The organism is Clostridioides sp. ES-S-0006-03, assembly GCF_020662275.1.
Lineage (GTDB): Bacteria > Bacillota > Clostridia > Peptostreptococcales > Peptostreptococcaceae > Clostridioides.
The window spans coordinates 49595-73117 of the sequence record NZ_JADGMM010000016.1 but is presented as its reverse complement, the minus strand read 5'-3'; the positions used below and the strand labels follow the sequence as shown (position 1 = coordinate 73117).

The 23523-nt window shown below is 25.7% G+C and carries 32 protein-coding genes; 23 read left to right on the top strand and 9 right to left on the bottom strand.

Annotation, left to right across the window (positions count from 1 at the left end; all coding sequences use genetic code 11):
- Positions 1 to 51: 51 nt before the first annotated feature.
- The 8 genes from IR151_RS17555 to IR151_RS17520 all read right to left on the bottom strand — a co-directional run bounded on the left by IR151_RS17555 (position 52) and on the right by IR151_RS17520 (position 6422).
- A complete protein-coding gene (locus IR151_RS17555) occupies positions 52 to 891 on the bottom strand; it encodes a hypothetical protein (RefSeq protein WP_227436920.1) in 840 nt (279 codons plus the stop codon).
- A 156-nt stretch (positions 892 to 1047) separates the two neighbouring features.
- Positions 1048 to 1326: an HU family DNA-binding protein gene (locus IR151_RS17550; protein ID WP_227436918.1), complete on the bottom strand. Its 279-nt coding sequence runs from the start codon at positions 1324 to 1326 to the stop codon at positions 1048 to 1050.
- Between the two features lie 133 nt (positions 1327 to 1459).
- Positions 1460 to 2902 carry a hypothetical protein gene (locus IR151_RS17545; protein ID WP_227436916.1) on the bottom strand — a complete coding sequence of 481 codons (1443 nt, stop codon included), beginning with the start codon at positions 2900 to 2902 and terminating at the stop codon, positions 1460 to 1462.
- A 2-nt stretch (positions 2903 to 2904) separates the two neighbouring features.
- Positions 2905 to 3132, bottom strand: coding sequence for a hypothetical protein (locus IR151_RS17540; protein WP_227436914.1), 228 nt, complete (start codon positions 3130 to 3132; stop codon positions 2905 to 2907).
- Positions 3133 to 3305: 173 nt separating this feature from the next.
- Positions 3306 to 3533 carry a hypothetical protein gene (locus IR151_RS17535; RefSeq protein WP_227436912.1) on the bottom strand — a complete coding sequence of 76 codons (228 nt, stop codon included), beginning with the start codon at positions 3531 to 3533 and terminating at the stop codon, positions 3306 to 3308.
- A gap of 5 nt (positions 3534 to 3538) precedes the next feature.
- A complete protein-coding gene (locus tag IR151_RS17530) occupies positions 3539 to 4789 on the bottom strand; it encodes a hypothetical protein (protein ID WP_227436910.1) in 1251 nt (416 codons plus the stop codon).
- A 433-nt stretch (positions 4790 to 5222) separates the two neighbouring features.
- Positions 5223 to 5495, bottom strand: coding sequence for a hypothetical protein (locus IR151_RS17525; protein WP_219673430.1), 273 nt, complete (start codon positions 5493 to 5495; stop codon positions 5223 to 5225).
- 12 nt (positions 5496 to 5507) lie between these two features.
- Entirely contained in the window at positions 5508 to 6422 is a 915-nt protein-coding gene (locus IR151_RS17520) for a ParM/StbA family protein (protein WP_227436909.1), read from the bottom strand.
- Positions 6423 to 7907: 1485 nt separating this feature from the next.
- On the opposite strand from IR151_RS17520, the gene IR151_RS17515 reads away from it, so the two are divergent.
- The 3 genes from IR151_RS17515 to IR151_RS17505 all read left to right on the top strand — a co-directional run bounded on the left by IR151_RS17515 (position 7908) and on the right by IR151_RS17505 (position 8844).
- The gene (locus IR151_RS17515) at positions 7908 to 8117 is read left to right on the top strand and encodes a helix-turn-helix domain-containing protein (protein WP_227436908.1); all 210 of its coding nucleotides are present in this window, start codon (positions 7908 to 7910) and stop codon (positions 8115 to 8117) included.
- A gap of 167 nt (positions 8118 to 8284) precedes the next feature.
- A complete protein-coding gene (locus IR151_RS17510) occupies positions 8285 to 8443 on the top strand; it encodes a hypothetical protein (protein ID WP_167641003.1) in 159 nt (52 codons plus the stop codon).
- Positions 8444 to 8649: 206 nt separating this feature from the next.
- Positions 8650 to 8844, top strand: a complete 195-nt coding sequence (locus IR151_RS17505; protein ID WP_167641004.1) for a helix-turn-helix domain-containing protein — start codon at positions 8650 to 8652, stop codon at positions 8842 to 8844.
- A 178-nt stretch (positions 8845 to 9022) separates the two neighbouring features.
- Here IR151_RS17505 and IR151_RS17500 read toward each other — a convergent pair whose 3' ends face one another.
- Positions 9023 to 9334 carry a helix-turn-helix domain-containing protein gene (locus IR151_RS17500; protein WP_227436906.1) on the bottom strand — a complete coding sequence of 104 codons (312 nt, stop codon included), beginning with the start codon at positions 9332 to 9334 and terminating at the stop codon, positions 9023 to 9025.
- A gap of 410 nt (positions 9335 to 9744) precedes the next feature.
- Here IR151_RS17500 and IR151_RS17495 point away from each other — a divergent pair, with 410 nt between their 5' ends.
- The 20 genes from IR151_RS17495 to IR151_RS17400 all read left to right on the top strand — a co-directional run bounded on the left by IR151_RS17495 (position 9745) and on the right by IR151_RS17400 (position 23332).
- Positions 9745 to 10083, top strand: coding sequence for a hypothetical protein (locus IR151_RS17495; protein ID WP_074174559.1), 339 nt, complete (start codon positions 9745 to 9747; stop codon positions 10081 to 10083).
- Between the two features lie 362 nt (positions 10084 to 10445).
- Positions 10446 to 10640 (top strand): helix-turn-helix transcriptional regulator, encoded by a 195-nt coding sequence (locus IR151_RS17490; protein WP_021373110.1) that lies wholly within the window; start codon positions 10446 to 10448, stop codon positions 10638 to 10640.
- 507 nt (positions 10641 to 11147) lie between these two features.
- Positions 11148 to 11429 (top strand): hypothetical protein, encoded by a 282-nt coding sequence (locus IR151_RS17485; RefSeq protein ID WP_227436904.1) that lies wholly within the window; start codon positions 11148 to 11150, stop codon positions 11427 to 11429.
- 13 nt (positions 11430 to 11442) lie between these two features.
- The gene (locus IR151_RS17480) at positions 11443 to 11736 is read left to right on the top strand and encodes a hypothetical protein (RefSeq protein ID WP_227436902.1); all 294 of its coding nucleotides are present in this window, start codon (positions 11443 to 11445) and stop codon (positions 11734 to 11736) included.
- 97 nt (positions 11737 to 11833) lie between these two features.
- Positions 11834 to 12031, top strand: coding sequence for a helix-turn-helix domain-containing protein (locus tag IR151_RS17475; RefSeq protein WP_021383038.1), 198 nt, complete (start codon positions 11834 to 11836; stop codon positions 12029 to 12031).
- A gap of 156 nt (positions 12032 to 12187) precedes the next feature.
- A complete protein-coding gene (locus tag IR151_RS17470; RefSeq protein WP_227436900.1) occupies positions 12188 to 12724 on the top strand; it encodes an antirestriction protein ArdA in 537 nt (178 codons plus the stop codon).
- Positions 12725 to 12788: 64 nt separating this feature from the next.
- The gene (locus tag IR151_RS17465; protein ID WP_227436898.1) at positions 12789 to 12929 is read left to right on the top strand and encodes a hypothetical protein; all 141 of its coding nucleotides are present in this window, start codon (positions 12789 to 12791) and stop codon (positions 12927 to 12929) included.
- Positions 12930 to 12941: 12 nt separating this feature from the next.
- Entirely contained in the window at positions 12942 to 13241 is a 300-nt protein-coding gene (locus IR151_RS17460; RefSeq protein WP_227436896.1) for a hypothetical protein, read from the top strand.
- A 45-nt stretch (positions 13242 to 13286) separates the two neighbouring features.
- The gene (locus tag IR151_RS17455; protein WP_227436894.1) at positions 13287 to 14267 is read left to right on the top strand and encodes a hypothetical protein; all 981 of its coding nucleotides are present in this window, start codon (positions 13287 to 13289) and stop codon (positions 14265 to 14267) included.
- Positions 14268 to 14332: 65 nt separating this feature from the next.
- The gene (locus tag IR151_RS17450) at positions 14333 to 14944 is read left to right on the top strand and encodes a hypothetical protein (RefSeq protein WP_227436892.1); all 612 of its coding nucleotides are present in this window, start codon (positions 14333 to 14335) and stop codon (positions 14942 to 14944) included.
- A 90-nt stretch (positions 14945 to 15034) separates the two neighbouring features.
- Positions 15035 to 15619 (top strand): hypothetical protein, encoded by a 585-nt coding sequence (locus IR151_RS17445; RefSeq protein ID WP_227436890.1) that lies wholly within the window; start codon positions 15035 to 15037, stop codon positions 15617 to 15619.
- Between the two features lie 201 nt (positions 15620 to 15820).
- The gene (locus IR151_RS17440; RefSeq protein ID WP_227436888.1) at positions 15821 to 16345 is read left to right on the top strand and encodes a hypothetical protein; all 525 of its coding nucleotides are present in this window, start codon (positions 15821 to 15823) and stop codon (positions 16343 to 16345) included.
- A complete protein-coding gene (locus IR151_RS17435; protein WP_227436886.1) occupies positions 16338 to 16568 on the top strand; it encodes a hypothetical protein in 231 nt (76 codons plus the stop codon). Before IR151_RS17440 ends, IR151_RS17435 begins: the two co-directional genes overlap by 8 nt.
- Positions 16569 to 16738: 170 nt before the next feature.
- On the top strand, positions 16739 to 17458 hold the full coding sequence (locus tag IR151_RS17430) for an ORF6C domain-containing protein (RefSeq protein WP_227436884.1): 720 nt from the start codon (positions 16739 to 16741) through the stop codon (positions 17456 to 17458).
- A gap of 207 nt (positions 17459 to 17665) precedes the next feature.
- A complete protein-coding gene (iscB, locus tag IR151_RS17425; protein ID WP_227436882.1) occupies positions 17666 to 19018 on the top strand; it encodes an RNA-guided endonuclease IscB in 1353 nt (450 codons plus the stop codon).
- Positions 19005 to 19406: an IS200/IS605 family transposase gene (gene tnpA, locus IR151_RS17420; protein ID WP_227436880.1), complete on the top strand. Its 402-nt coding sequence runs from the start codon at positions 19005 to 19007 to the stop codon at positions 19404 to 19406. Before iscB ends, tnpA begins: the two co-directional genes overlap by 14 nt.
- Before the next feature lie 146 nt (positions 19407 to 19552).
- On the top strand, positions 19553 to 19723 hold the full coding sequence (locus tag IR151_RS17415; RefSeq protein WP_227436878.1) for a hypothetical protein: 171 nt from the start codon (positions 19553 to 19555) through the stop codon (positions 19721 to 19723).
- Positions 19724 to 20158: 435 nt separating this feature from the next.
- On the top strand, positions 20159 to 20731 hold the full coding sequence (locus tag IR151_RS17410) for an integrase (protein WP_227436876.1): 573 nt from the start codon (positions 20159 to 20161) through the stop codon (positions 20729 to 20731).
- 132 nt (positions 20732 to 20863) lie between these two features.
- Positions 20864 to 21793 (top strand): hypothetical protein, encoded by a 930-nt coding sequence (locus IR151_RS17405; protein WP_227436875.1) that lies wholly within the window; start codon positions 20864 to 20866, stop codon positions 21791 to 21793.
- A 3-nt stretch (positions 21794 to 21796) separates the two neighbouring features.
- Positions 21797 to 23332, top strand: a complete 1536-nt coding sequence (locus IR151_RS17400) for a hypothetical protein (protein WP_074438452.1) — start codon at positions 21797 to 21799, stop codon at positions 23330 to 23332.
- The last annotated feature ends 191 nt before the right edge of the window (positions 23333 to 23523 follow it).

The following is a 23523-nucleotide window of genomic DNA, read 5'->3' as shown; positions in this document are numbered from 1 at the left end:
CTACTAGGAATGTATTAATGTTTTTATCTGCAAGTGATTCACTTCCAGAAATTATATTACTAATTTTAAATCTATATCATTTTTTTCTAACCAACATTTAGCTATCTTCTCCATTTCCAATATTTCATTATTTGAAAATCTAGCCAACCCTTTACCTTTTCTATTTTTAACATTAATTCCAAGTTTATAATTAATAAATCTATAAAATTCATCCCATGCTTTACCAAACATACAATTGAATTTTTTAACTGCTATCGTTCTAACACATTTATTAATAATAGCCTTACTTTCTGTTATAGTTACTGAATTAGTTACAATATTTTCTAAGTTGCCTATTCTTTTATTTTTCAACCCTATTAATTCAGTCTGTAGTACGGATAATTTATTATGGTCACCAGAAATTATCGCTTCAAGCATATCTTCTTTTAAATTTTGTTCAGTTCTAATTTCTTCTATTACATCATTCACAATTTCAGTTCGTTCTTCTGCATCATGTACAATATCTAATAACCTAGTTCTGATTTCTTTAGCAACTTCTGAATCTCTAAGTAACATACCTATTCTAAGAATAGCTCTTTTTGGTATTAATATCAGACCTCTTGGAGGAATTTTAAAAGTGACATCCAGTCCCTTTTTAGTATTTTCAAGTACTTCAGATATATCATTATATTTATATAACTTAAGGCCATCTAATTCTAATTCAATTCTATTTCTCTGTATAAGTTTTTTTATTGTATCTCTATCTACTTCATAATACTCAGAAACAAGTTCTACTGTACTAAAATCTGTATTTGCTAAAGTTAATATCTCTTTCACATGTTCCAATACATCTACTCTATCTATGTTTCTATCTCTTAATTCTTTATTTTCTATAAGTTTTTCACCATTCATCTTATCAAATCTCCCTTTTATTATTTATTTAAAAGGAAGAAAGACTTACTGCTATCTCACGACATGTGCTTTCTTCCAGTTATGAAATGGTGAGTAATTATCCCACAAATTCCATTATAATTGTCACTCTCGTGAACAATATATTTGTTTGATAAATTATATTACTGCATCTTTTAAAGATTTAGTCGCTTTTATTTTAGGAACTCTTTTATCTTCAGTCTTCCAAGGCTTTTTAGTTCCATCTTCAAGAGTCATTTCTCCTTCTCTTCCTTTTTGTACTTTAGTTAGATATTTAACTCCCATCAATGTCAATTCTTCACCATCTTGTAGTACTTCGTTTCTTTTTTTTTCTATCACATCAAGCATCTCTCTTACTCTTATCTGTGATACACCTAATTCTTCTGCTACTTCTTTTAAAAAATCTACTTTTTTCATATTTTATTAATCTCCCTTTTCTCATATAATTTTCATTTGATAATAATAAGGGGTAATTTTATTATTTTTATTAACCCCTTACATAAGTAATATGTTTTAAGCGACCCTTTTTTAAACCACTTTTCCCCACCAGCTAATTACAGCTTTTACAATTTGAACGATATCCCTTTTTACCATTTTTATCAAACTTAGATAGCAGCTTAATTTTTCCACATCTACTACATTTTTTATATTTTCCTTTACAAACAGATATATAATAATAATTTTCTTCATAATTTTTCTCATATACATCTATTATTTTATTTACTATTTTATTTATTTGATTATTTATTGCTTGAGGAGTTATATTCATTAAATTTGAAATAAACTCTAATGATTTATCTTTTCTATATAAATTTAAAATATCTTTTTGTACTGTGGTAAATTCAGTTTTAGATATAATATTATTTAAATCCATAACTATACATGTTAAATCATCTTGTAAATCATTGCCCTTTTGAACCTTTAGAAGCTCTTTAACATGTGATTTATCAAACATATCTAAATAATCCCATTCTGGGCTTCCAGCATCTGCTAATGGTGCTTTCCATATAATAGGTTTCTCTATAGAATTTTTAACATCAGTCATATCATTTTTTAATGCATTTAAATTTTTCCTAACTATTCTCTTAAGTTTTAACTCTTCTTTACTTAATTGTTTATGTCCTAATTCTTTATACTTAGCTTTATACCATTCATAAGTATCTGAATATGTTTTTATAATTGGATATTTTCTAATATCTTTAGGTTTGACTTTTATATCTTTTATTTTTTTATAGTTTTTAGGTAGTTGAAAAAATGCAAAAGAATTGTCTTCTAGGAATCCATCTTTATTAGAAGTGTTTGAATTTATATTTCCACCATTTGCAGGTGCTATTTTATTTAGAAGTGCTTCTTCCTGACATGCTCTATTAAATAACTCTTTTGAATTGTATATTCTTATTTTAGTTTCTTTAGGTTTGTCATCTGCTGATAATATGTAACTCCCCATTATTTCTAATGCTTTTGCTATATTAGAAGTGGAATATGTGCTGTCTGCTTTATTTAATAGCAACTTAATTTTTGATGTATTATGATGTGTGTACTCCCATGTACCATTACTGTTACTAAAAGGATTTTTAACATCTATATATTTGACTGGATTAATCTGATTATGGTCACACCAAGTAATGAATCTATTATAGTCCATAACTATCTCTTCTCCATCAATAGTAACATAATATACACCATCTTTATCTAAAGGGCTATCTGATGTTTGCTCAAATATATTTTCCCAAAATTTATCATTGAATTGTTTTTTTTCTTGATATTTCACTCTAGTAATAATATTCTCATTTCTTTTTGCAAGAGTATTATAAAATGTATCCATATAACTTCTATTTGACTCTTCAAACCATGTGTGTTTTACCCCTAATCGTTCCTCTATGTGTTTAATTCTGTCTTTGCTATTGCCTATGCTATAATCTAAATTCTTTATGTAATCTTGTGCAGATTTCCCATCTATTTCTTCATAAAAATTGTTATTATTATATATCAATATTATATCTCCTTTCCTTGCAATCCATCATCATAATCTGTATCATCATAACCCCAGATTTCATCTTTAAAATCCTCCTTATGCCTTTCATTTATAATTTTATATGAAGACCTTTTACTCATCTCTATATATGTATCTATTTCTTTTTCATACTCATCACTCTTATATAAATTTATTTCTTCTAACGACTTTAAATCTTCTAAATATATTAGTTCTATTTTTTTTCTCATAATGCCCCTTTTATTTTTAATTTACCTTGATTTTAAAATTGATTTGCAAAGATTTGCTTTCTTTGACTTAAATTTATAGATCTATTATTATAGATATGCATAAGTAATTATATATCATTTTTTTGCTCTAGTATCAATACCAAAATCTGTCTTAATTTCCGATAACATTTCCCCTATTTTATTCTTTTTTTCTTATTAATCTTAGTGTTTAGATTTTCTAATTCTTGATATAAATTTGCAAAGAGATGCTTTTTTTGATTTGAATTTAAGTTATCCTTAAACTTATATATTAGATATCTAATGGCATGTATTTTATCCATTCTGTCTTTTAAAAACCATGTATTTCTAATTGATTCAATATCTTTCAGTAAATCTTCATATAAATTTACTATACTTACCACTCCCTCTATATTTCATAATTCAAATATTTATACAACAACTCACGCATTCTTCTGCTAGGTATATAGATATTTATTGGCTCTCCTTTTCTTATCCTGCTTCTCCATATCCATTGCAATAAATCACTTACAGCTAATAAATCTACATTTACATTTATTCTTCTATCTTGAAAAAAGCTTTGCTCTATAGGATTAATATATCTATTATAAACATATGCCAAATTACTTCTATCTTGGTAACTATTAGTAGCTCTTATATTGAAAGCTAGAAAACCTCTAGCGTATCCATCACCTTTTAAATCTTTTTTAACTTCTTCTAATGTTGTCCATAGATTATCTTTTGTTCTAGAATTACATATATTCTTGAAGTATGTTTGCAAATTAGCTTTAAGTCTTTCTTTCTCTTTATTTGTAGCTCTTCTCAACCAACTAGCCGATAATTCTGTATGCTTAAAACTTTCCCTACCTTCAATAAAATAATTACTATTTAGTTTGCTTTTACCATTATCTTCATATACTCTTATAAGTTTTTTTAAATTTGTTCTGCATTCATTTTTTTTATCATATTCTTTCAACTCATATTTTTTATTTTTAGAATTAAATACAATTGAATAGTGTTCATATTCCATACCAAAATACTTATAATAGTATGCTTGTAATTGTCCTTCAAATAAATAAGTTAGAATATATGCTTCATCAAACAAATCAAATATTTTATATGGGAAAGTCCAAAACATAAAATTACTTCTACTCATATATAAATTATTATTATTTGCTAGATATTTTATATCTCTAAACTTGCCATGATAATTATTATCTCCTAACCATACAACTCTCCCATCTTCTTGTACTCTTATTAACTCTTGTTTAAATAATATTTCTTTATCCTTTTCATCAATGTTCTGAAGTTCTATAATAGACATAACTTCATCCAATATCAAAACATAATTATTATTTTTCAATCCTTCAATTACCTCTTCATCAGCGTATCTAAACAACTGATGAGACATACAAATATTTTCACCTTCAGCTATTAAACTTTTTAAATTTCTAAACTTACTCCCCTTACCTGAACTAGTTCTATTATTTGGTTGTATCATATTTCTAGTTGTAACACTCCTTTGTATTCTCTCACATTCATTTATATATGGTGTTACATAAAGATAACTTCTAGTGTCATTAATGTTGTTCATCATCTGTATTGCAAATGATGATTTTCCACTCCCCATAATAGAATCTATTACTTTTATTTTTCTCAAGCAATACCCTCCTTTTTTACATTAAGAATTTTTATAATACCTAAACCTTCTTTTTCTCAATAGTCACTTTTCATTTTCCCTAGAAAAACAGGGGTTTTTTTAATTTTTTTTTTCTTGTCCTTAAAGAAGATATATATATAACCTTCTTATTCTTTTTTTTAAGTACTGTATTTATTGACTTTTTTTAATTCATCCTTAAAGAAAATCCATAATATAAGCTGACATTTTCATCATTTATCCTCCTTTTATGTGACTTATAATTCAATCGCAAGATAAAAAACATCTTGCAATTGTTCTTCGCAACAAGTTGCTTCAGAAATTTTATTACCCTCTATGTTCTATTTATATTTTAAGTATAACATATACCTTCTTCGTTCTCAATAGTTTTCAAAAAAATATCTACCCAAATTTTTATGAGTAGATATTTCTGTATTTAATCAGGCATATTATTAAATATATTTTTAATAATAGGGTTTTCTTTCTTTATCTCTTTTTTTTCTTCAGTTATAGTTGTTTCTTTATTTATCATATATGAACCATTGCCTAAACACTGTTTCAATAGTTTATTTTCTTCTTGAAGATTCTTCCACTCTAAAATGATTCTCTCTAAAGCTGTATTCCTACTGCTTATATTTTTATCACTTTGATACTTTTCTATTTCATCAAATATATCCTCTTCTAAATAAAAACTAGATGATTTTTTCATATAATACCACTCCTAGAATTGTTCCATACCTACTTCAAATAAGCCCTTAGATGTAGCCATTTGAGCATCTTGGGACACTTTAAATCTATTGTCAAATGTCATATGTAATGCAGTACCACCAGACACATATACATCCATCTCATCAATATTTTTCCACTTAGAGGAAATTCTTTGAGCAGTACTTTCAGAAGCCATTATATAAGCAACCTTTTTAAGTTCATCATAATCATTAGAACTATCTATCTCATTAAGTTCTCTTATTATTCCCCTATCCTTTAATTGTTTCTGAACCATTGTTAATGCATCCTGATTTCCAGCTTCTAATGTATCAGATAGTTTATCATTAAATACAAAACCCTTTTCAAAGAAAGACATCTCAGTACTTCTAAAACCTATTGAAACCATGCCAACAGCCTTATCTTCATTTACTTTTCCTTCTAATGTATGAAATAATGCAGCATCTCCTTCTCTAAAAATTGATATATCAGATATTTTTATTTCTTTGTGTCCACCTTTTATTTTATCTTTTACTTTAAAAGTCTTACCTTTATATGTATCTATCACTTCTTTTAATGTAGTTTTTCTAAACGACTTATATGGAACACCCATCATTATTTTTACTTCATCAGCTACAGCTATTTCATTAAGAGCTGCTGCAACTAATATTCTCATTGTAAAAGACGTTTTTGAATCATCAGAATTTCTAATAGGTGTTATACTTTCTTTTTCTGCCAACGAACCAACAAAATAACTCACACTTTCGAAATCTATATATATTGGATTTTCATGTTTCTCAAAATCTATATTTCTTCCATCACCAAACACTGATTTAAATAAACATTCTTTAACCATTCCATTATATTTACTATATCCTTTTACATATCCTCTTCCTATATCTAATCCTATAACTTGGTAATTTTCTTCCATTTTTATTCCTCCTAAGTAAATATTTTCTATATACATTATATCATATAAATAGTTAATTTTTGCATTAAAATTGCACAAAAATTCAACTATAAAATGACATATTTTATATTTAAGTTTAAATCCATACTAATTTCAAACTATTTATAGTTCAAATATACACTAAAAAATATTTGTAATGCTTTTTAGTTTATATTTGAACTGTATTCAACCTAAATATACATCAAAATTTTAATACATTTAAATATATTATCTATGTTTATCTCAATCATAAGTTTTAGTTTTCAGCAGAATATTGAAATTTATTTTCTTACAGACGATATTTTAATTTAAATTTAATAAAATGACCTATATTACAAAACAATATTAACAATTTATCCTTTTATATTTTTTTAGTAATTTTCTAAATAATACATACATACCTTTTCAGTATATATTTTTCTTATTCAAAGTAGAATTTTAGAATGAAATCCTTAGAATTATCTTTAGACATAATATGATTTTATACGAAAAATGCAGGTTCATCTCGTCTGTAAATCCGTCTGCATTTATATGTTTTTTTTGAGATGTGGAAATGAAAGGACTACACACAATTATTTATCCACAAACAAGTCACTTTCCTAAAAATACCCCCTATCTATTTTTACTTTAATTTATTATATTAAATATCATTTTTATCTTATTTAATTAATATAAGTATTGCTTTTTACTCATTTTCTAAATCGTTATTTTTGTCAGTAATACACGGCATAAAATCAAGTATTCTATGCCATTTTTACAAAACCTAGTATTTTCAATATCTTTAAAGGTATATTATTTTAATTTGTCAGTAAAATGTCAGTTATTACTTTTTATACGCTATAAAACTATTGTAATCACTATATTATGTGAACTTTAAAGTATTAGGTTTTATATAAAATATCACTTATCTTATATGAAAATTTTTGTTATGGATTAGAAAGTCTTATAGACATTAATATAGACATTAACTTGACATTAATTCAATATCATAATATTAAACAAATTTTAGGACTTATAAGCATTGACATAACTAGACTTGAACAAATATATAAATAATACACTTCATAATTATCACGTTTATACTTGCAACATTGTAGTCGTTCATGGTATAATAAACTTGTACCAAAATTTAACATAAAGGGGGAACAATAATGTGGGTAAGCATAGTAGACGTATCAGCAAAGTTTTATTGTTAAAGAAAGTTTTTATTATAACCTTTAACATAGTGAGTATAATAAGTTCTCTAATAACTATCTATTGTTTTATTAATAAGTAAAACAATAAGCCTATACAAGAGTGTACCGACTCTTGTATGGGTGATACGTCTACTATATATTATAACACATTTAAACAAGCTATGAAAAGAGATACTAAAACATGTATATTGTATGGTGTTGGTTGTTTAATAGTTATTATTGCATTAATAATAAACATTAAACGATTGTTTTAGGAGGTGGGTACTGATTAATGAAACTAGATTTATTGAAACAATACAGACTTGAAAGGGGACTAACACAACAACAATTATCTACTTATATTGATATGTCTTATCGAAGTTATTCAAGTAAGGAGAACGGGCAAAGACCTTTCTATATTGGAGACTTAGAAAAGATATTCGATGTACTAAATTTAAGTGATAAGGAAATATTAAGTTTGTTAGACAGAAAAAATGTATAGTGTAACACTCAATAGACTAGGTTGTAATATATCTAGTCTATTTTAATGTGCTAATATATTTCAGAAATATTTTACCGAAATATATTTACATATTATTCCATTTATGATATTATCTAATCATAGTAAGAAAAACTTACTAAATAATTTAATATTGGGGGGGTGTCTTGATGAAGTTCACTAAAGACAAAATAAAAGAGCTAATCGAGTTGGTAGGACAACTTGAAAAGCTCATAGTTCAGATAATTCAATCTGCTGAACATATTTTTATATCTTTAATATCTTTATTAGGCTGGGTTTTTATTTTTATCTATATTATATTTAATTAAAGATAACATAAAACCCTTACAATATACCTATAAGTACATTATATAGGTATATTGTAACACACCCAATATTAATTATACAAGAGGTGATTTAATGAACCAACATACAAATACAATCTTTAAAATACTTCGATTTTTAGGATTATGTATATTCCTTTATTTTGCATTAAAAGCCATGTATATAGTTTATTTGTAAAGTAGGTGATAGAATGAAACTAGACAAAGTTTCACAATTAAGAAAAGATAATAAATTAACTCCAACCGAACTAGCATATCATTTAAATATGTCCGTAAGAAGTTATCAAAATAAAGAAAAAGGCAAAACAGAGTTTACGGCATCAGAAATTGAAAAGCTTATAAATCTTTATGATATAGAAGCAAGGGAGATACTTAACATTAAATAAAATAATTTAATAATACTCAATAGACTAGATTGTAATATATCTAGTCTATTTTATTATAACAATACATCATACAAGCTATTTAAATCCATTTTAAGCACATTGTAACATACCCACTTTATGTTTGTACCTTTCTTTTTTAAAATCGAATATAAAAATAAGCTAGAATTATATATCTAGCTTACAGTAGTTTTTTTAATGTATTAATTTGTTCTTGTACTATTGTTTTACTTTTAGTGTCTAACTCTCTATAATTATTTAATAGTTGTTTTTCTTCTTCTTCTAGTTGTGTATTCTCTCTATCGTCTGTAAGACAAGTTATATAATCTAATGATACATCATATAATTTTGCTAAATCTTTTAATTTATCTATATCTATTTTTCTTCTGCCATTTTCCCAATTTTGAATACTTGTATAATGTACATTTAGTTTATTTGCAATTTCTTGAGTAGATAAATTCATTTCTTTCCTTAATTCTCTTAATCTGTTCATTGTATCACCCCTATTCTTTATATAAATAATAACATAAAGATATATTAAATACAATTTTTTTAAGACTCAATGTCTTGTAATTGCCGTTATTCAAGACTTAATGTCTTTTTTTATTAATGTTTTTTAGAATTATCATTGACTTTAAAGACAAAACGTCGTATAATTAAATCATAGCAAGGGAGAACAAGAAAACACAGAGCCACCTCTCACAGAAGTAACAGGCGAAGAACCTTCTTAAAACTCTAAGCTAATAAATAATATTGAAAACTAAATATGACATAGTAGTTATGAAGCATGTCATTATCAAAAACACATCAAGTATTTAGTAAAATAATTTACGGATTGTTTTATTAAGTACTTGAATATAGTACTTAATATTATGTTATAATAATAAAAGGAGCGTGGTCGTGATGGATGAAAAAATATTAGAACTATTACAGAAAATGGATAGTAAACTTAATGGAATTGAAAATGAATTAAAAGAAGTAAAAACAGATATGAATACCAGATTTGATAGTATCGAAAACAGACTTGATAGTATTGAAAAGAAACAAGATATACTATATAATCAATCTATTTCAACAGCCGAGGAAATGACTTCTATTAAAGATAACTTTGATGTGGTTGACATTAAGTTAAATGCAATAGAAACTAGAGTAATTAAGATTAATAGAAAGCTAAATGGAGCGACTGACCAAGTAGCTAGAAATATGGAACAGTTAGAAGAAATAAAAATAAAATTACAATAATACATAAAAAGTACTTGACATTTTGTTAAGTACTTTTATATTTTTATAATTTTTTCCACAGGTTACATAATGATATATATATTTATATAAGTATGTAACCCGTGACATTTTTTAATATGGTTATATTATAGCAGATTTACACAACATAATATATGATACAAGCCATTTAAAACCATTCTAAGCGTGTTGTAATACATCTGTTTTATATTTTGCACCTTTTATTTTTAGAATCGAATATAAAAAATAATCTATATATAATTCTAGTTTATAGTGATTTGTTTATTCTTACAATATTGTCAAATTTGACAAAATACTATTCTTAAAATATTATATAATATATGTAGTAAAAAGGAGTGGTAAAAATGAAACTTGATAAACTTAAAGAATTAAGAATAGAAAGAGGATACAGTCAGCAACAGTTTGCTACTTATATAAATATATCTCAAAGAGCATACAGCTATAAAGAGGCAGGAAAAAGGGAATTTTCCATTTCAGAAGTCGAAAATATCTTAAAATTTTTAAATGTAGAACCATTGGAATTACTTGATTTAGAGTAGATTCCAATATTTTTTATATTTTTTAGAACATTTTTACTTGTAATTTTGTTCTAAACACAGTATAATTAAATCATAGCAAGGGAGAACAAAGAAAATACAAAGCCACCTCTCAAATGAAGTAACAGGCGAAGGCTTCTTAAAACTCTAGCTAATTAATAATACTAGTTGGTGAGGTGTTCCCAACATTGAGTAAATTAAGTAAGTAAATAAAATTAATAAAGGTTTCCAGTTGTTAGCCTACAAAAATCTGAGGTATCAACTTAGTTGCTCCTAAAATGGCACTCAATACAACTTAATACGACATAGCAGTTGTGAAGTACTGCATTATCAAAAGTACTAAAGATTGAGCATTAAAATTATAGTTTGTACTGCTTAACACCTACATTGGTCATAAACTATCTAATATTTACTAAAATTATTTAAGCTATTTATTTTAGATTATTTTAGTAAGTGTTAGAATACAACACTTGAATTATGATATAATAATAAAATAGGAGTGTGAACGGCATGGATGAAAAAATATTAGAATTGTTACAAGAAATGCAAGGAGAAATAAAAGGAATTAATACTAGACTAGATGGCATTGAAGGCGATATTAAGGACTTAAAAACTGGACAAGTTGAAATTAAAGACGATTTAAAAGAAATAAAAGGCGATATAATAAAATTAGATTTAAAAACAGAAGATACAAAAAGAAGTATAAAACTTATGCAATTAGACATTAATAAAATAGAAACTATTACTAATTATAATCTGAATGATATAGCAACACTTAAAGCAATTAAGTAGGAGTGTGGTATTAATGGATGAAAAAATATTAGAATTATTACAAAAAATGGATAATCGACTTAATGGAATTGAAAGTAGACTTGATAGTATCGAAAATGAAGTGAAAGAAGTAAAAGTTGATATGGGCAATCGCTTTGATGAAGTAGACAAAAAACTTGATTACATACACAAAGATATACTTATCGCTAAGACAGATATAAACGAAGTAGATAAGCATTTGGATAGAATTGATGATAATATGAATTTTGTAGAAATGGCTACATCTAAAAATTGGAATGAGATTGCAAGACTTAAATCAATTAAATAGTAGTACGTAAAAAAGACACTTGAAGTATTGAGTGTCTTTTATATAACTCTTTAATATGATATTATTATTCTATAATAATATTACTAGGAGGTATGACATGAATTTAGCTAGACTTAAAGAATTAAGAGTAGAAAAGAAATTTACACAACAACAATTAAGTACTGCTATAGGAATAACTTTTAAAACATATTCAAAAAAAGAAAATGGACATAGAGAGTTTACAATTAGTGAGTTTGAAAAGATTTGCTTTGTATTAGATATAGAACCATCTGAGTTGTTAGAAATAGAAATGTAAAAATTTTTTAATAAAATATCTACAAAAACATATTGCATTATTGGCGAATATGTAATATAATAAAATCAAGAAAAGTACAAGAGGGAATAATAATAAAATATAACTCGCCGTTTTTACCATATTAAATAAGCGAACAATTATAAGGAGGATATAAAAATGCTAAATATATACATAACTAACTTAGGGAAATACAATGAAGGTGAATTGATAGGAGAATGGGCTAAACTTCCAGTAAACGAGGAAGAATTACAAGAAATATTAAATAGAATAGGCATCAATGAAGAATATGAGGAATATTCCATAACTGATTTTGAAACAGATATGAAAGGATTAGAAATAGAAGAATATAGCAACATAAAACAACTAAATCAATTGGCTGAGAAAATTGAAGAACTAGATATCGCTGAGTTTGGACAATTAGAGGCTTTGCTTGAAGGTGACTATATAGATATTGATACAATACTTGAAAATGATATTTCTAATTTATTAGAAAAACACGATTTTACATTACTTGATGGTGAAAATCCTAGTAAAGAAATTGAATTAGCATATAATTCTATTGAAAATCTAGGTGGAATTGACAATTTAGATATAGAAACACTTAAAAAATATTTTAACTATAAGGAATATGGTGAGTGTTTAATTACAAATGGTGCTTATATAGCATCGAATAGTATAGCCGTAATTAACTAAAAAAGTTTTAGGGCGTTCTTCAAAAACGCCACTTCCAATAAAAAAATTGAAAGGGGAATAAATTATGAAAAAATTAATAATCAAGATAAAATTGTTGTTTAAAAAGGATTTAGATAGTAGCTATTGGAGTAATACAGAAAGTATTTTATTAAAATGTGGGAATAGTAATCAGTTAGAATTATTAAAACAAGCTAATAAATTATAGGAGGATATAAAAATGAATGAAATAATTGAAAAAAAATCAAATATTGAACTTGATAACATTATAGAAAGATTAATAGGAATAGGGTTCTGCGAACCAAAATATTATAAAGTTACTGTCTGGAAATATGCTAATTTAGTAATGCAAGAATTATGTAATATGAGACTTGTTTATCCTTTTGACTTTGGAAGAGGTAAGGGAAAATATAAGTCAAATACTGATGAAGAGACAATTTATAAGAGAGCTAAAGAAAGTACAAAGATACAAGAATATAGTAAAAAGTATCTAAGCTATATTGCTAAAACTAAAAAATAGTATAAGTAAATAAAATTTAAATTTAATATAACAGGAGGCAATAACATGAATAGAATAGTAGTATTTTACGATAATGAAGACCATCCAGTTTTTCAAGTACTTGTAAGAAATGTAAAAAAATATACTAGAAAAAATATAATAGTTGAATTAGTGGAGGATTATATTGAAAATAATACAGGTGAAATTGATTTAAAAGATAAGGGAATATGTGACATTGTAAGTTGGGAAGTATTTACTATAACGGATACAAAAGTATATAATTTATTATTCGATTTAAAATTAGATTATGATAGCTTAATTGATAATAAAAATAATGTAGATACAAGAGATTGTAATACAGAAGATAGTAATATAGGGAGTTATAATAAAGGAGATTGTAATACAGGACATAGCAATACAGGCGATAGGAATACAGGACATGGCAATAAAGGAGATTGTAATACGGGATACAACAATACAGGAAATTGGAATACAGGAGATTATAATATGGGAAGTTTCGATACAGGTGATAGGAATACAGGAAATTGGAATACAGGAAATGACAATAGAGGGAATCGTAACTCAGGACATGATAATATAGGGGATGACAATACAGGATATTGTAATGTGGGAAATTGGAATACAGGAAATTATAATATAGGAAAATGTAATACAGGAGAATGGAACATAGGAGATTATAATACAGGTATATTTTGTACAGATGTTCCAAAAATTAGGATGTTTAATAAAGAAACTGATTTAACATATGAGGATTGGATGAATAGCGAGGCACGAAATATTTTAAAAAGAAATAGTTATTTAGAAAAATGGATTCATATTGATGACATGACAGAAGAAGAAAAAGAAAATAATCCAGAATATTTAATCAATCATGGTTATTTGAAAGTATTTTCTACATTCAAAGAGATGTATAAAGATATGTGGGATAGTTTAACTGAAGAAGAAAAGAAAATTATTATGGACATACCTAATTTTGATGCTGATATTTTTAAAGAGATAACTGGAATAGAAGTAAAAATAAAGTAATGAATATAAGAATATAAATAAAATTCAACTTTTAAGTTGGTATAAAATATTAGGAGGATATAAAAATGAAAAAAATATTATTGTTTGAAGGTGCTGGAATGAATATATATGAAAAGGGTTCAGATGTTGGAAATCATAGAATTAGAACCGCTTTTATAAATGGTAATGGAGATAAAATATATTTAGAGCTAGGAGGAAGTATACTAAATTGTAAAACTTCAAAAAGATTTGGGTGGTATACACATATTGACCATTGTTTTAACATTAGTGTATCGACTGATGAAAATGTTTCAAGAATAAAATTGAATAATACATTTTTTAAGGGATATTCAAAAAGGGAATTAACAAATTATATAAATGAAAATCTTAACTGTAAGTTTGACACTATAGAGGTTTTAGACTGGATGGAAGGCTATAGAGTACATAGGAATAGACATGAGTGTAATTTAATGGATGACCATAAGTTGAACAGAAAAAGAACTATAGCAAGAAATAAAGCTTATGAAAAAATAGATAAAGAAATAAGAGAAAAATTAGGAGAAAAATATTCTAAAATAAGCCTTTATTCTATGGATGAAGAGTCTATAACTATCAGATGTCATACATTTGAAAAAGACTTATACAAAATAGGAATGAGTAAAGATAATAGATTATTAAAAATACCAGTTAATTACTAGATATAGTCAAATATTTAAAAACAGGTGGTTAAGCATTAAAGTAAATAAAATTAAACTCTTAATAAAAAATAGGAAATGGCGGTAAACAATATGGAAAATAAATTAAGAAGCGTAAATTTTAAACAGTTTGAAGACAATTTTGGAAATTTAATACAAGAATATGAAATAATAAAGTATCATAAAAATTCAAATGGAGAATGGATAGAAGATAGGAGGTTTAATAGTTCAAGAAATTATTATATTGTAAATAATAATTTATATCATAGAATAAATGATAGTTTATTCTTATGTAATATGGATTTTAATAGTTCTACATGTGGAGCATGTTATCAAATTGGAAAAGAAATAATAAATAATAAAAAAATAATAGGAAACAAAATCTTATTTACAGAAGTATGTAAACTTGATAATCAATCATTAATATTAAGTTTGCATAAACAAAGTTACTCAGATAATACTTCTTTTTATTCTCTTCGAGATAGATATAATAATTTTAAATTAGAATATGGGAGTAATAATATTGAAGATTTAATAATTCAAATAGAAAAAGAAATCTTTTTAAAAGAACGATATATAAAAGAACAAGATGAGACTCATGTAGAACATTTAAAAAAGATTTACAATTGGAAAATTAATATATTTAATAGATTACAGAATATTCAAATTAAGTATTAAAGTGAATAAAATATTAATTTTAATAGCATATATGAGTTATCAAATTACTATCATTCTAAAACTTAAATGATAATGATAGTAATTTGATAAAAAGATTTTAAAAAGTATAAAAACGCAAAGGTATAAATACATTAAGAGGTTATTCAAAGAGCTTATACGAGCTTGTACGAGTTCGTGATTATAAACTAGGAGGGTACTAAAATGAAAAATTTAAAAAGTATGATTATAGGAATGTTATTAGGTTTAATTATTATAGGAGTTGTTGGATCAATAGAAGTTAAGGCTGCCGAATTAGATAATTTTTATGTAGAAACTACAGATAGAGTTATTGAAGTGTTAGAAGATGAAAGTGTAGTTTTATATGATACTAAAGAGCAAGTTTATAATTTCTATCCTGTTTGCTTAGGTGATTGGAACTATAGCTTTGATAATAAAAAAGAGTTGCACAGAGCAGTTAATACTTACAAAGAATTATCTAGCAATATAAGTCATTCAAGTAAAACATATGTGGTTAATAAGTTAAATTACAATGGAAACATTAAAGTGTTTCTAAGCGATGGAAGTTCAATTGTTTATATAAAACAGGATAATAAATATTACTTTTATCCTTCTTGTATGGGTGACTGGTACTTAACATTGGATAGTAAAATTGATTTAACTAATTGTATTAATACTTATATAGAATATTATTATTCCTTGTCAACTGGAGGTGGCACAAATGAATAATAATGATAAGTTATCTATATTAAATCAATTGGAATACATAGAAAATGATATTGATGCAAGAAATGAAATGATTGAAAAATTTAAGGACTTATTGGTCAAATATCCAAAAAGTAGAGATATAAGAAGATATATCAAACAACAAACTCAATTCTTAAATGGTATTAAATATATATATGATAATTTAGATATTTTGAAGAATATGGTAAATAATAACAAGAAGTGAGAACATTACTAGACATAACAATGTCTACTGAGTGTAAAAGGGATTCATTTAGTCAATACAAAGTTATTATGCCAATTTTTAATTAAATTGTAATTTAACATAAAAATGTAGTTACTATTTTAAAACTCATAATAACTACATTTAATAATTTAAAAAGGGAGATGGAAAAAGTGAATGAATTAAAAGTTAAAGGAAAACAAAAGTTTATGAATTTAGAAATACTGGTTATAGAAGGTGGTTTTGGTGAAGATAAAAAATGTATGACGGATAAGACTATATCTGAAATACATAATCAACCGAATAGAGAAATTAGACGTAGAATATCAGACAATATAAAAAGATTCAAAGATAATATAGATTATATAGATTTAAAACGTGTGGGCGATAGCCACACGTTGATAGAATTAGGTTATGCCAAGCAATCTATAACTCAAGCTGATAATATATTTTTATTATCTGAAAGAGGTTACTCAAAGTTAATTAAGATAATGGATACTGATTTGGCTTGGGAAATACACGATAAAATAATGGATGAATACTTCAATATGAGAAAAAAGTTAAATGACCCTTTTGAAAACTTATCTCCAGAGTTAAAAGTTATAATCAAACTAGAACAAAGACAAGCAGAACTTGAATCTGGGCAACAGGAATTAGAAGAAAAAGTTAATATTCTATATGATTTTTCTACCATAGACTACAATCAACAAGAAACTATTAGAAATTTAGTAAATAGAAAGGTAATACAAATATATCAATGTTTAAATTTTTCAGCTTATGAAGATGCTAAATTAAGAAAAAGAGTATACTTTTCACTATGGAAAGATTATAGAAAAAAGTTTGGTGTTAATAGCTGTCAACCGCCAACTACCCTAAAGGGTAGTAGCTTGTAAAAAGCTAGTTGAATAGCCTAAGTTTACACTACGTTATGTAAGAATATATAGGTACTTCAGGATACTTCTCTAGTCCTGAACTCTACGGTATATCATTAAACATCACTGATGGCAGGTGAAGTGTGGTATATTCAAAACCTTTCATAACATTGGCGAAGAGAGTCTACCACCATAAGGTGAGGTTAAATTATCTGAAAGGATTATACTATGGTATATGTAATTAATTTTGAAGGAAAACCATTAATGCCTACTACTAATGCAAAGGCTAGAAAATTATTAAACCAAAAGAAAGCTACTGTTAAAAGAGCTAACCCATTTACTATACAGTTGTTGTATAAGACAGATACTGAATATATTCAAACTATAACATTGGGAATAGATAGTGGATATTTAAATATAGGCTTTTCAGCTATAACAGATAGTAAAGAATTAATAGTTGGAGAAGTAAAATTGCTTCAAGGTATAAAAGATAGATTATTAGAAAAAAGTCAGTATAGAAAAATTAGGAGACAAAGATTAAGATATAGAAAACCTAGATGGAACAATAGAAAAATAAGACAAGGATGGTTAGCACCAAGTTTACAACATAAGTTAGATACTCATGTTAAATTTATAGATTATCTTAATACTATATTGCCTATCAGAAATATAGTATTAGAGGTTGCTAATTTTGATATACAAAAAATCAAGAATCCTGATATATCTGGTGTAGAATATCAGCAGGGAGAACAAATGAGTTTCTGGAATGTTAGAGAATATGTACTTCATCGAGATGGACATATATGTCAAAATCCTAATTGTAAGAATAAGAGTAAAGAACAGATATTAGAAATTCATCATATTAAGTACAAGAGGGAGGGTGGTTCTGATGCTCCTAGTAATTTGATAACTTTATGCAATAAGTGTCATACATCTCCTAATCATAAAAAAGGGAAATTTCTATATGATTGGTGTGAAAATGGTAAAAAAGTTAGAGGTTTCAAAGATGCTACATTTATGTCAATGATAAGATGGTACTTATTGGAACAGTTGAAAGAAAAATATACTAACATTAAAGCAACTTATGGTTATTTGACTAAAAATCATAGAATTGAACATGGTATAGAAAAAAGTCATTTTAATGATGCTTTTGCTATAGCTAAAGGTGTTAATCAAGTTAGAAATTTAGAAATATTTAAAGTTGAACAGTCAAGATTAAATAATAGAAGTCTTGAAAAATTCTATGATGCTAAATATATAGATAATAGAACTGGTGAAAAAGTTTCTGCAAGTGAACTTAATTGTGGAAGAAGAACTAGAAATAAAAATTTAAATTCTGAAAATCTTAAGGTGTTTAGAGGTCAAAAAATATCTAAAGGTCAAAGAAGAATAAGGAAGAAAAAATCATTATATCAGCCTAATGACTTAATTAAATATGAGAGTAAAGTTTATACAGTTAAAGGTAGTCAAAATGAGGGAAAATACATAGCTTTAAAAGGAATCAAAAAAGTACCAAATGTAAAACTAATTAAGCCATATATCTTTAAGAAGGGATTAAATTGGAGTCATGGATTATGTTAGTAGAAATCATTCTAAGTGTTTGTTATTGGTACATCTGATATTTGTATGTAAATATAGAAAAAACTTGTTAATTAAATTCGGCGATGAAATTAAGCATATTCTTAGTGATATAGCAAAAGAAAAAGATTTAATCATGGTTGAAATGGAAGCTGATAAAAATCATGTGCATCTATTAGTTAAATACAGACCAACAGTTTCTATATTGGAGATAGTAAGATGGTTCAAGCAAATTTCAACTTATAGAATTTGGCGAATTAATAATAATCAATTATACCTTAACAAATATTTCTGGAAGGAGAAGACCTTTTGGTCAGATGGATATTTTGCTTGTAGTATCGGGGATATTTCTAAGGAAACTATTGAAAGATATATACAGAATCAGGGATAGGCTTACATCCACTAACCTAAAGGTATAGTGGTTTTACGCCTTATCTTATAAATTATTTGCCACCACTACTATATGACTACACAGATTTAAGGCTTGATTATCAGCCTAATGATAAGAATATAAGAGATTTTATAGGTGATAGAGTCATGCCAGAAGAAAGACATGGGTTAAATAGTATCCTAGAAGGTCTTGGATTAGATTTCTATGACCCTTGGGAGATATGTAAAAAATGTCATGGTTGTTCACATGAAGACTATTGGTGGCTTAAAAAAGAAGGGGATACTTTTCAGTGGAGAGAATATCATCAAATTAGTTAATATCTATTAAAATGGTTATTTTAAAAATATTATTCAACAACTAAATTTTTAAATTATAACTAAAAAATGTCCTATTATATTGTATATTTTAGGACATTTTTTAGTTATAATTTAAAATACAATCTATATTAATAAGGAGAAAAAAATGCTCAAAATATTATTTATGTCATTAGCAATTTGTATAATTATTAAATTATCTATTTCAATATTTAAAGACTCATTAAAGTTTTTAAATATGTTTGATAATAAAAAGGAGAGTTTTATTGGGTGGATAATTTTATGTATTCTAAGTTTAGCTATATATTGTTTGATAGATATAATATTGTAAAAATATGATATAGTTTAGAAGTATATGTAGATAAAAGATAGAATTAAAAGATTAACATAGTATGACAATCGTAATCTCATATAGTATACTTAAATTGAGGTGATTACATGACTTGGAATAATTTAAAAAATAACGATATAACATATATAGTTGAATATATTAATAATAAGTTAAATAATAGTAAGAGCTTGACTAAAGTTGCCATAGAGCTTGGTGTATCTGAAAGTAGTGTAAGAAAATATCTCACTAAAAGAGGTTATAAGCGTATAAATGATGAGTATGTATTTATTGGTGACAATGGTATGACAAAGGTAATAAATAATAAATTACAGAGTAATAATGATAGTATATTTAATATGACAATAGAAGATGACAACAGTCATAACATAGTAATTGACAATCAATTTAAAAATAACATAATTTCTTTAGCAAAAGACTATGACAAGATACAAGATGTATTAAACTGGTTTGAGAATAAAGAAGATAAAAATGTAATAGAGGTTGTACAAGATGGTATTAAGATTGATTTACCTTCAAAAGATGCTATAAGAACTACAGTTAGGTTGAATAAAGATGCTTGGAATTTATTTGATGAGTTTTGTGAAAAATATAGAGAGTTTAATAAGTCTGATTTAATGAGCATGGCTTTATTAGAATACATAAAAAAGTACGATAAATAAAAATGACAATAAAATCATAGTTTTAATATAAATAATCTCATTATTTGAGGTTATTTTTTTATTTTTTATTTAAATCGGAGAAGGTAAATGCTATAATACATATATATAATAAAAAAAGGGATGTTTGAACATATGAATTATAATTTAAAAAATGAAAATGTATTATCAGAGTTATTACAAAATGAAGATGAAAAAACAAGGATTGGCATACTCAAAGTTTATAAAGTTTTAATATTTTGGTTTGCTAAAGAAGAAAAGCTTATTGAAAAGGAAAATGACTATATTGTTGAGATAGTAGGTAATGATAAAGAAAAAATTGTAAGAGATATGAGTCAGGATAAAACATACAATGCTATAATGGCTATAATTTTCAAGATTAACAAGATATTTAAAACTTTAAACTATGATATTCACTTTTATAAGCCAAAAGATTTAGTTGCTGAATTTGATTTATCAAAATACCTAACAAAAGATGAAGTCCTTCAAGTATGTAATAAGTTAACTAATGCACAAGATAAGTTTATAATTTACGCAGCTTTTTGTGGACTCATTGGTAAAGATGCTGAAGACATAAGAGGTATAAAAATAAAAGACATAGATTTAGAAAAAAGATTAATAAAATTAAAGGATACAGAGTTTAAATTGGACAAGTTCTTATTTGATTTTACAAAAGAAACATTAGAGCAGAAAGAGTACAAACAATATCTAGAGCAAGGTAGTAATGCGGCTGAATTTTATCTATTTAATTCTAATTCTGAATATCTAATTAAAACTAAACCAGATGCTAGATATGGAAATGGATTAAAAGAGATAGGATACTCAACAATTCGTAAAAGATTACTTATAATTAATGATTACTTAGATAATAAAGTGCAGTTGAATTTCACTAATCTAAAAATTTCTGGTATTATGCATCAAATGCAAGTAAATGAAAAAAAATATACTCAATCTGGTTGTTGGACGAACAAAAGTTTAAAAGAGTTCAAAGAAGATAACAATTTAAATTTTAAGATACAGGAAGTTTTATCTATTTATAAGCAAAAATATGTTAAAAAGGAGTAATCTATGAGTAAAGATATAAAAGAAAATAACATAAATCTAAATAAAATAGATTTAATTATACATGCTATTTATGATACAGAGACATTTAAATTATTAACAAAAAAGTTTTTTGAGATTTTCAGAATACGAAATGATTTACCTACTGAAAAAGTAAAGCCTATTTTTGAAGATTTTGTATATTCTACAATTGCTGATAAGATTGATGAATTGGATACTCCTACCAAAGCTAAACGATTAAGAAAAAAACATAGTAAAAATGCATGGGACTTAAAAAAAAGATGGATGAGAATGACATTAGAGTCTATGAATAAAACAGCAAATAAATTATTGAAAAAGGAATATGGAATTGTTAAGGGTGAATTTATAAAAACTGGTAGGATTATTACTGCCGCTGTGGATAGTCCTGAAGAATTACTTGAAATAAGAAAAGATTTTCTTGAACAATGGTCTTCAAATTTATCTTATAAAATATCTGACTATATTTATCTTGAAGAGCTAAGTGATAGTAAAATTAATTCAGCCTTTTCACACGATTTGATTCTATGTGTCACTAAGATATTACAAGATGAATATGAATTTGATATTAATAAGATAATTATTAAAAGTCCATCACAATTAGCCCCTGGTATATTTATACCTCACACTAGAGGGAGAAAAATAAATCACTTAAATGTAGCAAGAAAAGATGAGAATTTATATCAATCACATCCATATGATGCTATAAACGATTCTGGTACACAGATAGATATGTTTTATGAATTTAATTTAGACCCTAATTCAAGTGATATTAAAAACATTGATGGATTAAAATTAGAACTTACTAATCAAACTACAGAAAAAAAAGCTATTAGTAAATTATTCTTAGACAAACAAGACTTAGATATAATCAGATTTGCTTATTCATATAGTTATTTAAATTCATATACTTTTTTCTTATCAGATTTATTAAAGTATCTAGGATTGACAGATGCTAAAGCAAACTATCAGAAAGTAAGAGATAAATTAATGAAGTTACCATTTTATACTTTTTATACTGAGACGTATGAAAAAGATGGTAGCTTAAAATCTCAAACAAGTTTTAACCTATTTTCAAGAATTCATATAGAAGAAATAAATGGAAGAAATGCTGTTCAAGTTACAAAAGCATTTGTTGAAGAAATTGAAAGAGTTTCAACTGAATTAATGTATAAAAATGAATTAAAAAAATTAAAACTACCACAATCTATCAACTTAGCTTACTTACTTGAAGGTAGAAGAAGCTTTGAAATTAGTCAAGGAGTAAATATAGTGGACAAAAAGTACACATTTGATATAGAACAACTAAAGTGGTATGTACATTTAAATAATAAAAATAAACTAAAAGACAATATGAAATATATTGAAGATGGTCTTAAAGAAATTATGGAAAACCAATTTATAATAAAAAAATACGATGTAGGATATGGATATTTTGATATTTGGTTCTATGAGGATGTTGAAAAAAGAAAATGTTTAATAAATAATACAGTTTTATCTTTACCCTCTTATATAGTAGATTAAAAAATAATGGTCTGTACTCCGTAGTAATTAATCTTATATGTTTCTTATTACTCGAATTTAAAAATTAAAAACTATGAATAATGGTCTCAGCTCCGTAGTAATTGTTTTTTGGTATTTTTCAAAAAGTACAAATAATGGCCTGTGCTCCGTAGTAATTCAAAAAACCACTAAAAAAGCTGTTTTTTAAGGTA

What these genes read in the sequence shown, in the direction of transcription:
- IR151_RS17555 (WP_227436920.1), bottom strand. Translation starts at nt 891, where the DNA reads ATGAATGGTGAAAAACTTATAGAAAATAAAGAATTAAGAGATAGAAAC.
- IR151_RS17550 (WP_227436918.1), bottom strand. Translation starts at nt 1,326, where the DNA reads ATGAAAAAAGTAGATTTTTTAAAAGAAGTAGCAGAAGAATTAGGTGTA.
- IR151_RS17540 (WP_227436914.1), bottom strand. Translation starts at nt 3,132, where the DNA reads ATGAGAAAAAAAATAGAACTAATATATTTAGAAGATTTAAAGTCGTTA.
- IR151_RS17525 (WP_219673430.1), bottom strand. Translation starts at nt 5,495, where the DNA reads ATGAAAAAATCATCTAGTTTTTATTTAGAAGAGGATATATTTGATGAA.
- IR151_RS17520 (WP_227436909.1), bottom strand. Translation starts at nt 6,422, where the DNA reads ATGGAAGAAAATTACCAAGTTATAGGATTAGATATAGGAAGAGGATAT.
- IR151_RS17515 (WP_227436908.1), top strand. Translation starts at nt 7,908, where the DNA reads ATGAAACTAGATTTATTGAAACAATACAGACTTGAAAGGGGACTAACA.
- IR151_RS17510 (WP_167641003.1), top strand. Translation starts at nt 8,285, where the DNA reads ATGAAGTTCACTAAAGACAAAATAAAAGAGCTAATCGAGTTGGTAGGA.
- IR151_RS17505 (WP_167641004.1), top strand. Translation starts at nt 8,650, where the DNA reads ATGAAACTAGACAAAGTTTCACAATTAAGAAAAGATAATAAATTAACT.
- IR151_RS17500 (WP_227436906.1), bottom strand. Translation starts at nt 9,334, where the DNA reads ATGAACAGATTAAGAGAATTAAGGAAAGAAATGAATTTATCTACTCAA.
- IR151_RS17495 (WP_074174559.1), top strand. Translation starts at nt 9,745, where the DNA reads ATGGATGAAAAAATATTAGAACTATTACAGAAAATGGATAGTAAACTT.
- IR151_RS17490 (WP_021373110.1), top strand. Translation starts at nt 10,446, where the DNA reads ATGAAACTTGATAAACTTAAAGAATTAAGAATAGAAAGAGGATACAGT.
- IR151_RS17485 (WP_227436904.1), top strand. Translation starts at nt 11,148, where the DNA reads ATGGATGAAAAAATATTAGAATTGTTACAAGAAATGCAAGGAGAAATA.
- IR151_RS17480 (WP_227436902.1), top strand. Translation starts at nt 11,443, where the DNA reads ATGGATGAAAAAATATTAGAATTATTACAAAAAATGGATAATCGACTT.
- IR151_RS17475 (WP_021383038.1), top strand. Translation starts at nt 11,834, where the DNA reads ATGAATTTAGCTAGACTTAAAGAATTAAGAGTAGAAAAGAAATTTACA.
- IR151_RS17470 (WP_227436900.1), top strand. Translation starts at nt 12,188, where the DNA reads ATGCTAAATATATACATAACTAACTTAGGGAAATACAATGAAGGTGAA.
- IR151_RS17465 (WP_227436898.1), top strand. Translation starts at nt 12,789, where the DNA reads ATGAAAAAATTAATAATCAAGATAAAATTGTTGTTTAAAAAGGATTTA.
- IR151_RS17460 (WP_227436896.1), top strand. Translation starts at nt 12,942, where the DNA reads ATGAATGAAATAATTGAAAAAAAATCAAATATTGAACTTGATAACATT.
- IR151_RS17455 (WP_227436894.1), top strand. Translation starts at nt 13,287, where the DNA reads ATGAATAGAATAGTAGTATTTTACGATAATGAAGACCATCCAGTTTTT.
- IR151_RS17450 (WP_227436892.1), top strand. Translation starts at nt 14,333, where the DNA reads ATGAAAAAAATATTATTGTTTGAAGGTGCTGGAATGAATATATATGAA.
- IR151_RS17445 (WP_227436890.1), top strand. Translation starts at nt 15,035, where the DNA reads ATGGAAAATAAATTAAGAAGCGTAAATTTTAAACAGTTTGAAGACAAT.
- IR151_RS17440 (WP_227436888.1), top strand. Translation starts at nt 15,821, where the DNA reads ATGAAAAATTTAAAAAGTATGATTATAGGAATGTTATTAGGTTTAATT.
- IR151_RS17435 (WP_227436886.1), top strand. Translation starts at nt 16,338, where the DNA reads ATGAATAATAATGATAAGTTATCTATATTAAATCAATTGGAATACATA.
- iscB (WP_227436882.1), top strand. Translation starts at nt 17,666, where the DNA reads ATGGTATATGTAATTAATTTTGAAGGAAAACCATTAATGCCTACTACT.
- tnpA (WP_227436880.1), top strand. Translation starts at nt 19,005, where the DNA reads ATGGATTATGTTAGTAGAAATCATTCTAAGTGTTTGTTATTGGTACAT.
- IR151_RS17415 (WP_227436878.1), top strand. Translation starts at nt 19,553, where the DNA reads ATGCCAGAAGAAAGACATGGGTTAAATAGTATCCTAGAAGGTCTTGGA.
- IR151_RS17410 (WP_227436876.1), top strand. Translation starts at nt 20,159, where the DNA reads ATGACTTGGAATAATTTAAAAAATAACGATATAACATATATAGTTGAA.
- IR151_RS17405 (WP_227436875.1), top strand. Translation starts at nt 20,864, where the DNA reads ATGAATTATAATTTAAAAAATGAAAATGTATTATCAGAGTTATTACAA.
- IR151_RS17400 (WP_074438452.1), top strand. Translation starts at nt 21,797, where the DNA reads ATGAGTAAAGATATAAAAGAAAATAACATAAATCTAAATAAAATAGAT.